The sequence below is a fragment of the Moorena sp. SIO3I6 genome (genome assembly GCF_010672095.1).
In genome coordinates this window covers 1-10,176 of sequence record NZ_JAAHHU010000187.1, presented here as the reverse complement: position 1 = coordinate 10,176, position 10,176 = coordinate 1, and the positions used below count along the sequence as shown (strand labels likewise).

General features: G+C 45.3%; 7 protein-coding genes. 3 read left to right on the top strand and 4 right to left on the bottom strand.

The features are described from left to right. The coding region (locus F6K49_RS30370; protein ID WP_293102596.1) for a tetratricopeptide repeat protein at positions 1–1,628 on the bottom strand (1,628 nt) is incomplete at its 3' end. A gap of 73 nt (positions 1,629–1,701) precedes the next feature. Continuing rightward, the gene (locus F6K49_RS30365) at positions 1,702–2,829 is read right to left on the bottom strand and encodes a hybrid sensor histidine kinase/response regulator (protein ID WP_293021215.1); all 1,128 of its coding nucleotides are present in this window, start codon (positions 2,827–2,829) and stop codon (positions 1,702–1,704) included. Positions 2,830–3,212: 383 nt separating this feature from the next. Between F6K49_RS30365 and clpS the strand changes: the two genes are divergently transcribed. Next, positions 3,213–3,533 (top strand): ATP-dependent Clp protease adapter ClpS, encoded by a 321-nt coding sequence (gene clpS, locus F6K49_RS30360; protein ID WP_293102591.1) that lies wholly within the window; start codon positions 3,213–3,215, stop codon positions 3,531–3,533. Between the two features lie 4 nt (positions 3,534–3,537). Then, complete coding sequence (locus F6K49_RS30355; protein ID WP_008186027.1) at positions 3,538–3,831, top strand: DUF2103 domain-containing protein; 294 nt, start codon at positions 3,538–3,540, stop codon at positions 3,829–3,831. A gap of 380 nt (positions 3,832–4,211) precedes the next feature. Here F6K49_RS30355 and F6K49_RS30350 read toward each other — a convergent pair whose 3' ends face one another. Beyond that, positions 4,212–4,679, bottom strand: coding sequence for a molybdenum cofactor biosynthesis protein MoaE (locus tag F6K49_RS30350; RefSeq protein WP_293021211.1), 468 nt, complete (start codon positions 4,677–4,679; stop codon positions 4,212–4,214). A gap of 28 nt (positions 4,680–4,707) precedes the next feature. Continuing rightward, on the bottom strand, positions 4,708–4,902 hold the full coding sequence (locus F6K49_RS30345) for a hypothetical protein (protein WP_293021210.1): 195 nt from the start codon (positions 4,900–4,902) through the stop codon (positions 4,708–4,710). A gap of 395 nt (positions 4,903–5,297) precedes the next feature. Here F6K49_RS30345 and F6K49_RS30340 point away from each other — a divergent pair, with 395 nt between their 5' ends. Next, positions 5,298–9,866: a PAS domain S-box protein gene (locus F6K49_RS30340; RefSeq protein ID WP_293102599.1), complete on the top strand. Its 4,569-nt coding sequence runs from the start codon at positions 5,298–5,300 to the stop codon at positions 9,864–9,866. Positions 9,867–10,176: the final 310 nt, after the last annotated feature.

Sequence of the window (10,176 nt, the reverse complement as noted above, 5' to 3'; positions counted from 1 at the left end):
CCTTGTAAGTACAAATCCCCAGAAAATTGGGCGGCTTGCCAGCCTTGTTCTAAAAATGCGATCGCTTTTTGATACTGCTCAACCACGACATGGGCAATTCCCAAACTACTGAAACACAAGGCTTTACTTTGCCCAACCCCATAACTCCCTGCTGGAGAATCCCCCAATCGTTCTAACAATAATCGACCTTGTTCTAGATAGTTAATAGCACTCTCATACACTTCTAGTTCTGCTTGTTGGCTATCCTGAGCTTGAAACACTTCACTGTAGCCGAAATTCACCAGAGCATTCGCTTCCCCTAACCGGTCTCCAGCTTGACGAGCGAGTATTAATGCTCGTTGACTATAGTTAATGGCATCCGCATAATTCTCTTCCTCGACACAAATCCGACTGAGGTGATTGAAATTAGCAATTTCACAGAGTTTATCCCCAGCCTCACGGGCAATCTCTAAGGCTTGCTGATGGAAGCTATTGGCTCGGTCATAGGCTCCTTGAGACCAAAGGGAATAACCCAACAAGGTTAGAATCCTGGCTTTCTCCTCGGTTCGGTCTACTTGCCGCAGGGGTTCATCTAGGTAATTCAGGGCATCTTGGAGATAGTTGCCGCTAAAGTTAGCAAACACACCACCGTAGAGGGGGAAGTAGTCCCGTTGGGCAAAGGTGCGCAGAATTTGGAGACAGACCTGAAAACAGCCATTTGCGATCGCGTTTCCGTTGCTACTAATTGCTGTCTGGTTCAAAACATTAGCTAACCTAGACCAAATGACAGCAAATACGATAAAGGTAGAAATCGATAACTTTGCTCCCATCTTGGAGTCATATACCATTTTATCGAACCAATTCACCAGTCCTCGCTGCAAGCACTGGAGAATCACAGCCAATTCCACCCAAGCTTCTAGTTCCAAACTCGGCTGAGTATCTGCCCATTCATGGAAGGATTGATTTAGCGCTAGACTTTCAAATAAAGACTGGGGTAACGGGCTATTAACCTTTTTCCCCCACAGCCCCCAAGGGCCACGCTGTTCCGGAGTACCCTCAAATCCCAGTGAGCCTCGACTTTGGTCATAAATCCAACTGACCAGATAATCTTCCAAGCGTTGCCAAGATGCCAAACCCGCCGTAATCCCAGCGGCCAGTTGTCCAAGGTCTTTAGCAGTATCAGATTCAGAAGCTTGTTGTGCCTGTTGCTTTAGGGGTTTAGCCAGGCTCGCCAGTTGTTGTAAGGTCAGGGGTGGTTGTTGATTGGGGTCAATCACTCGCAATAAAGCCGTAAAGCGCTCAGCCGGTTCAGCAGTAGTAATGAATTGAATAGCGCTAGTGATAGTTTCAGAAACTCGGTTTTCTTCCTGCCACTGTTCCCATTCACCACGAATGGTATTAAGCGCCCTGAGTTGACGGATTGCCTTGGCTTGCTTCAATTCACTCTTAGGATTGTCTACTTCTGCCTGAGTCATATCGAAGCGCTGATCAAGGCAACGTTCAAAAATTTCCCCGGTGCCAACCGTAACCCCCTTGACCAATATCTGATAGACCTGGGATTTAGAACGGATCTTCCCCTTCAGGGTAGTTTTGACAATGTCATCGATTAATTCAAAATAGCGATCGCTCAATCCCATCTCGTTAGACATAACCTTTTGCCTGATCAGTGCCCACTTTTCTCAAAAATAGCTCAAAATCACCATAGACTTCTGGCAGGTCTAGTTAAGCATCAACATGATTCGGCAATGTTACAGTAAACAAAGTCCCCTTACCCAACTCAGACTTAACGTTGATTGTTCCTTGATGAGCTTCGAGAATTCGTTTGGAAAGATATAGTCCTAAACCACTACCTGAGCGTTTGTGGCTACCCTGGCGAAACCGTTCAAACAACTCTTTTTGGTCTTCTGGGGAGATACCAAAACCAGTATCTTCCACCTCAATCACCACCAACGACTGATTACTTTCACTAGTCTTGGGACTATTCCTCAGACGAACGGTCACAGAACCGTTGTCAGTGAATTTAATCGCATTTCCCAGCAAATTCATGAACAGTCGGTGCAGTTCTAAGCGATCGCCCATCACTATCGAGTTAACTTCCTTCGGTGTCTGATAGTCCAAAGACAGTTTTTTATCACGAGCTAGGGCAGACAGTTCTTGGATGACTTCCTCAATAACCTGTTCCACAGGGATGGCAGAGAAAGACAAATACTTCCGACCGGCTTCATAGCGATAGACTTCTAGTAACGTATTCACCATAGTCAGCAAATTGTGGTTACTGCGAGTCATGGTGACTATGGCTTCGAGCACTGGGGGTGAAATTTCTCCCAAAGCTCCCTGCTGCATAAGGTTTAGGATGCGATCTGCTGCTACTAAGGGGGTGCGCAAGTCATGGGTAAGCCGAGAGACAAAATCTTCTCGTTGCCGAGCAATTTCATCCCGTTCATCCACACTATGCTTGAGGCGCAAAAGCGATCGCACCCGAGCCAGCAATTCATCCACTTCTACTGGTTTACGAATAAAATCATCCGCCCCCATATCCAGTCCTTGGACCACACTCGGATGATCATAAGCGGTGATCAACAAAATTGGTATAAACGGTAACTTGGGATTGCTTCGGATGCGCTTGGTTACTTCAAAGCCATCCATTTCTGGCATCATCACATCCAATAGCACCAACTCCGGCGGAGATATCTCTATTTTCTCTAGGGCAACCCGACCATTCTCTGCCAAAGTAATCTCGTACCCCTCTTCTTCTAAAAGCGTCTGCAGTAGAAACAAGTTGTCAGGGGAATCATCCACAGCCAAAATGCGATCTGTTTTGGAAGGGCGGGTTAGAGGTAAAGCATTCATTGAATCATTTCGTTGGTAAGTCAGAAGTGGAAACCCCCACTGGCGCTTTGCATCAAGACAATGACAGGGGTTTTAGGTTTTTTGTCCTGATTTAATCAAACGTCATTTAAATGCGCGACAGCGAATGAGGGATATCAACAGAATCCAAGCGGTTTTAACCGGTTCAGAAATCAAAATGGCAAATTGGGCTTTACAGGCAAAGAAAAAATTGCGAATAGCGAAGGTCGTTGAAACCCTTAGGGATTAAAGGCTTAGTCCAATTTTTGATTTTCCTTATTTCTCACGGTCACTATGCAGGGCGTTTCAATTTTTGTAAACTGGAAGGAATGGTTTGACTTTAAACTTAATTTTTTGTAAATTATTCTGGTAACCTATGTGCGAATATGGTAAGATTAGCAGCTTATAAAGCTACATTTGCTGCACCAGTCAAAGCTCCTGAACGCTCTGGTCAAGTTACCCGAAAGCCTTATCCCAACTATAAGGTAATTGTGTTAGACGATGATTTTAACACATTTCAGCATGTTCACGACTGTCTGGTCAAGTATATCCCTGGGATGACAAATGATCACGCCTGGGAACTCACCCATCAGGTTCACAACGAAGGTCAATCCATTGTTTGGGTCGGTCCCCAGGAACAAGCGGAACTCTACCACCAACAGCTTTCTCGTGCTGGCTTAACCATGGCTCCCTTGGAGGCTACATAGTATTATGAGCCAACCCAAAGACGGCAGACTGGTTTGGAATCACTCTACCCACATTCAGGGTCTCATTCCAGTTCTGCAACGACTCACAGATTACCCAGGTATTCAAACCATTACCCCTGCTGTGCTTGGGCGGGCAAGAAGTCACTGTCCTAAATTACAGTTAAAAGTATCAGTGCCAATTCGTGGGGGATTCAAGGTGATTGCCAGGTCTGGTAAAAGCTTTCAAGAGGTGTTCATCCTCACCAACTTGAGTAAGGTGGAACTAGAAAAAGCGATCGCTCAATCACTAAAACGATAAGTAGATAGAATGTAGAATGTAGAATTAAGAATGTAGAATTGGGAATTTAGAATTTAGAATTGAATGTAGAATTGGGAATTTAGAATTGGGAATTTAGAATTGGGAATTCACCATTCTGCATCCTGACAGACAACCTTGGCCAAAAGGCCACGCTACGCGAACAACCCATTAACCGGCTAACCTAGCCTACACCGAAGGCCAAAGGCGAACAGCATTTTTGAATTAAACATGTAAAATTCTTAATTCTTAATTCTTCATTCTAAATTCTTAATTCTGCATTCTTAATTCTTAATTCTTAATTCTTCATTCTAAATTCTTAATTCTGCATTCTTAATTCTTCATTCTAAATTCTTAATTCTTAATTCTTCATTCTTCATTCTTCATTCTTCACACGCCCCAATACTGACCCAACTGCTAGAACCATCATCCCAATGCTCTTTTTTCCAAATCGGAGCATTATGCTTCAACGTGTCAATAGCATACTTACAAGCTGCAAAGGCTTCTGAACGATGAGGACAGGCAACAGCGACTAACACGCTAATTTCCCCAATAGTTAAGCGACCGATGCGATGATGGATTACCACCCGATTGACATCAGACCATGAGGCACGAATCTGGGCAGCAATTGAGGAAAATACCCGTAATGCCATGGGTTCATAAGCCTGATACTCTAATGCTACCACTGGTTTACCATCAGTCTGATTACGGACTGTGCCACTCATCATCACCACAGCTCCATTAGCCGGATCATCAGCAAGGGCGTAGATGTCTGATAGGAATAACGGAGCGATGGTGATTGAAAAACTATCTACGGTTTGCTTTTCAGAGATCTTGGGCGGGGGAGTCATTCGCTGAGAATTCCAAAGAGTGTTAAGATTAGTAACAGCCTAAGCCTTTATTTATATATTTATATATAGCACTTATCATAGTCATGAGGTACAAAATTCTGGGTGTTAGGGAGCAGGGAGCAGGGAGCAGGGAGCAGGGAGCAGGGAGCAGGGAGCAGGGAGCAGGGAGCAGGGAATAGAGCAGAGGCAAGAGGCAAGAGGTAAAAAATCCTGTGTACCTCATAGCGATAAGAAACGCTATAGTTTATTTATCTTTACTGGTTGGATTTAATCAATAGGCAACCCTAGCGCCATGTTTCGATTTTTTTAAAATACTTTAAAAATTAGGAGCAGCTGCTCTAATTTCAGTTAATATACCTAAATACTATTCAAATAATATTAAATCAGAAGTTTTTTCTTTGACAAGGGCAATAATCACCTTGTCGAGGGCTAGTGCTCACTAGGCGATGAAACATCTGCCGTCAATCAATTGATGCTACCTATCCTTAAAGTCAAGCTACTTAAAGTCAAGCTCATCCTAGCTGATCAGTGATCAGTAAAACCCGTGTTGAGCAACAGCAAACCTAGAGCTGATCATAACTAGGGCTGATGATAACCCGTTTGGAGATTATTTGATTGATGGCACGAGGAGGTGGGGCTGATGAACCAGCAAAGCTAGCAGCCCAAAAATATTATAAAAGAACTATTGACCCTGAGCTTCAACAGGCCTTTGATGATCTCACAGCATTAGCCGCACAAATTTGCCAAACGCCCATGGCTCTGATTACCCTGATTGACAGTAACAGTCAATGGTGTCAGTCTAATCTGGGCGATTATGAAAAGTCAATAAGTCAAAATACCTTTTTATCCAGCCATCGGATTGAGTCAGCTGAGGTATTGGTAGTTCAGGATACCCTGGCTGATCAACGGTTTGCCACTCATCCCTTAGTTACTGCTGAGCCTCATATTCGGTTTTATGCTGGAGTTCCCCTAATTACCTCTGACGGATATGCTCTGGGAACACTTGCGGTCATGGCTCAGGTTCCAAAGGAACTTCAGCCTCAACAGTTAGCAGGATTACAAGCCTTAAGTCGTCAACTGATAAGCCTTCTGGAGCTAAAACAACAGTTAGCGGATTTACAGCAACCTCAGCTAGAAAACCAAGGTCTTGAGAATGAATTACCCCAGGTTGACCAAGAACTCCTGAATTTTTTAGAAAATGGCTCCGTTGGTCTCCATTGGGTGGATAGCAATGGCATCATCCTGTGGGCTAATCAGGCAGAGTTAGATCTGCTGGGTTACAACGCCCAGGAGTATATCGGTCACCACATTGCTGAATTTTACCCGGAGCAAGAGGTAATTGAAGATATCCTGGCCAGACTAACTGCTAAAGAAACCTTAAAAAACTATGAAGCTAGCCTCTTGTGCAAAGATGGCTCGATTCGCCATGTCTTGATTAACTCCAATGTCCTCTGGAAAAATGGCAAATTCGTCCATACCCGATGTTTTACTCGTGACATTACTGAATGGAAACGGATCCAGCAAGAACGCGATCGCTTTTTTGACCTCTCCCTGGATTTGCTGTGTATAGCGGGTTTCGATGGCTATTTTAAGCGCTTGAGTCCGTCCTTTTCTAGCACCTTGGGTTACACCGAAGCGGAACTAACCAGCACCACGTTTCTCAATTTTGTCCATCCCGATGACCGAGAACCAACTAGGACGGAAATGGAACAATTGGGGAGTGGCATCCCTACTGTCTACTTCGAAAATCGCTATCGCTGTCAAGATGGGTCTTATAAATGGTTAGCCTGGGCTGCAAATCCTTTAGTTAACGATGGTTTAATTTATGCGATCGCACGGGACATTACCGAAGCAAAACAAAAGCAAGCCAGCCTTGAAGAGAGTGAAGCTCGCTTCCGGATGATGGCGGATCATGCCCCAGTCATGATCTGGATGTCAGGCACTGATAAACTTTATAAGTTTTTCAATCAGCTTTGGCTGAACTTCACCGGTAAGACCCTCGAACTTGAATTGGGCAATGGCTGGGCTGAAGGGGTGCATCCTGATGACCATGAGTACAGCTTCAATACCTATGTATCCGCCTTCGACGCCAGAGAAAATTTTCGCATGGAGTACCGCTTGCGACGTAAGGATGGGCAGTATCGTTGGATATTAGATATAGGCACTCCCCGATTTACCCCCAATGGGGACTTTGCCGGTTACATTGGCTCTTGCATCGATATCACTGAGCGCAAACAGGCGGAAGAGGTTCTGCGTAGACAGGCTCTGATTTTTGAGACTATCTTCGATGGGATCATAATCACGGACTTAGCCGGTAAGATAATTGATTGGAATCCCGCTTCAGCGCGAATATTCGGCTACACCAAAGCTGAGGTATTGGGTAAAACTGCAGGGATTCTGCACCGACCGGAAGAGGCGGCTGTTCTAACCGAGCAGATTATCCAGGAGATGACCAGGTCCCGACGTTGGTCTGGGGAGATTCACTTTATTCGCAAAGATGGCAGGTGTGGGGTGTGTGAAACGGTGGTAGTACCTCTTTATGATCAGCAAGACAATATAGTAGCAACCATTGGTCTAAACCATGATATTACCGAGCGGCAGCAAAATCAGCAGCAATTGTATCAAAGCGAGGCTCGCTATCGCGCTATTGTCGAAGATCAAACGGAACTCATTTGTCGTTTCCGTCCTGATGGAACTCTTACCTTTGTCAATGGTGCCTACTGTCGCTATTTCAGCAAATCAGAGCAAGAGTTGATTGGGCAACGGTTTTTGCCATTGATTCCCGATGAGGATCTCAAAAGGCTAGAACGGTGTATTACTTCCCTAAGCCCCCAGAATCCGGTAGAAACGGTTGAACACCGGGTGATTATGCCCACAGGAGAGATTCGCTGGCAGCAGTGGAGCGATCGTGCCATCTTTAACGAACAGGGTGAATTGATTGAGCTCCAGGCAGTAGGGCGGGACATCACTGAACACAAGCACGCAGACGAGCAACTTTTGGAAAAGTCTCAGGCCCTGGAAACCTTCAGTAACAACCTCAAACACCTACATCGGCTGAATACCACCAATTACCAAAACTTTGAGTTGCTGTATGCTGACTATCTGGAGACGGGATGTAAAATTTTAGGGATGCCCACTGGAATTATTAGTCAAATACACCTTAATTCCTACACTATCCTGTCGGTCAGGTCTGATCTAGAAGGCTTAGTGGCTGGCTCAGAGTTTGAATTAAAAGATACCTATTGTGCTGTAGTTGTTCGCGAAAAAAAGACCATTGCCTATACTCATGTAGGTGAGATAGCACTGATGCACGCTCATCCAGTCTACCAAACTCTAAAACTTGAGTCCTATATCGGGACTCCTATATTTGTCTATGGTGAAGTCTACGGCTCCCTGAATTTTTCCTCAACCCAGGTAAGAGCAAGGGATTTCCCGCCTCACGAACAGGAAATTGTAGAACTAATGGCTCAAAGTCTTGGTCGATTAATTGCAGCTCATCAAGCGGAAATAGAGCGCCAACAGGCAGAAGCTGCACTGCTGGAGAGTGAATCGACCCTGCGTAGTTTCTTCAACAGTTCCGCACTATTGATGGGGGTCGTGGAACTTTTGGATGATGACATCCTGCATATTTCTGATAATAAGAGTACGGCGGATTTTTTCGGGACTACACCCGAGGCCATGCAGAATCGGTTAGCCAGTGCGCTGGGGGCACCCAAAACTCATATCCGTCGCTGGATTAGCCATTACCGAGAAAGCCAACAAAGCAATCAGCCCATTTCCTTCGAGTATGATCACACCACTGAAACCGATACCCGGTGGTTATGCGCCACTGTATGCCCAATTCCTGAGACAACCACTGCTCACCCCCGATTTTCCTATGTGGTGGATGACATTACTGACCGTAAGTTAGCAGAGCAAGAACTCAAGCGCCAAAATCAGCGATCGCAATTGTTTTCAGAAATTACCCTGAAAATCCGCCAGTCTCTACAACTGGAGCAGATTTTGCAAACGGCTGTTACAGAAGTGCAAAAATTTCTCAAGGCTGACCGAGTTGTACTCTTCCAACTGAGTTTTGATGGCTGGGGGAAAGTGGTTCAAGAAGCAGTAGTACCTGGTTGGCCAATCATGCTCGGACAAAGCATCGAAGATCCTTGCTTTCATGAAGAGTACCTAGACCAGTATCGTCAGGGAAGGGTTAGCAACATCTGTGACTTAGAAAACTCTGATATCCGAGCTTGCCATGTAGAAATGCTGCAACAGTTTGGGGTAAAAGCTAACTTAGTGGTGCCAATTCAGCAACAAGACAAACTTTGGGGTTTGTTGATTGCCCATCAGTGTGCCAATCCACGACAATGGACTAACTTTGAAAGTGAATTGTTGCAACAACTGGCGAACCAAATTGCTATTGCCTTAGCCCAAGCCCAGCTTTTAGGAACAGAAACCCGTCAGCGTCAGGAACTTGCCCGTTCTAATGCGGAACTGCAACAGTTTGCCTATGTAGCATCCCATGACCTGCAAGAACCCCTGCGCAAGATTCAGGCATTTGGCGATCGCCTTCAGACCAAGTATCATGAACAGTTAACGGAGCAGGGGCAGGACTACCTCAAACGGATGCAGAATGCGGCAGGACGGATGCAGGTGTTAATCAATGACTTGCTTAGCCTTTCCCGGGTGACCACTAAGGCAAGACCTTGGGTTGCCACTGATCTGGCTCAAGTGGTGCAAGAGGTACTCTCTGATTTAGAACTACGTATCCAGCAATCTGGTGGCGTAGTGGAAGTCGGTGAACTACATACTATTGAAGCTGATCCAGTGCAAATGCGTCAACTTTTGCAAAACCTGATCAGTAACGGACTTAAATTCCGACCAGCACCAAGAGGTAACGTCGTTAAAATTTATAGTCAACTGCTTCAAGAAAGTGTTCCCTTAAGTTATGGAGGCGCAACCGTTAATGAGCGTTGTCAGATCATAGTCGAAGACAATGGTATTGGGTTTGACCCCAGGTATTGCGATCGCATTTTCCAAACCTTTCAACGGCTCCATGGTCGCAGCGAATATGAAGGAACCGGCATCGGTCTAGCTATCTGCCGTAAAATTGTGGAACGCCATAATGGTAGCATCATGGCAGAGAGCACACCAGGACAGGGAGCTAAGTTTATTGTTAGGGTGCCGATTAAACAAAGTTGAAAATTGAAAGTTGAAGGTTGTTCGCGTAGCGTGGCCTATTGGCCAAGGTTGAAGGTTGTTCGCGTAGCGTGGCCTATTGGCCAAGGTTGAAGGTTGAAGGTTGTTCGCGTAGCGTGGCCTATTGGCCAAGGTTAAACTTTAAATAATGAAAACATACTAGTAGTTGAGTGACTAATCAATAAAATATAGCAGTCGCCAGGGCAGGCGCGGACATGACAAAAGTCTCAAACCTAAGTAAGCGCAAGAGTTTGACTTCTGACTTCTGACTTCTGACTTCTGACTTCTGACTTCTGACTTCTGACTTCTGACT

What these genes read in the sequence shown, in the direction of transcription:
- F6K49_RS30365 (WP_293021215.1), bottom strand. Translation starts at nt 2,829, where the DNA reads ATGAATGCTTTACCTCTAACCCGCCCTTCCAAAACAGATCGCATTTTG.
- clpS (WP_293102591.1), top strand. Translation starts at nt 3,213, where the DNA reads ATGGTAAGATTAGCAGCTTATAAAGCTACATTTGCTGCACCAGTCAAA.
- F6K49_RS30355 (WP_008186027.1), top strand. Translation starts at nt 3,538, where the DNA reads ATGAGCCAACCCAAAGACGGCAGACTGGTTTGGAATCACTCTACCCAC.
- F6K49_RS30350 (WP_293021211.1), bottom strand. Translation starts at nt 4,679, where the DNA reads ATGACTCCCCCGCCCAAGATCTCTGAAAAGCAAACCGTAGATAGTTTT.
- F6K49_RS30345 (WP_293021210.1), bottom strand. Translation starts at nt 4,902, where the DNA reads ATGAGGTACACAGGATTTTTTACCTCTTGCCTCTTGCCTCTGCTCTAT.
- F6K49_RS30340 (WP_293102599.1), top strand. Translation starts at nt 5,298, where the DNA reads ATGGCACGAGGAGGTGGGGCTGATGAACCAGCAAAGCTAGCAGCCCAA.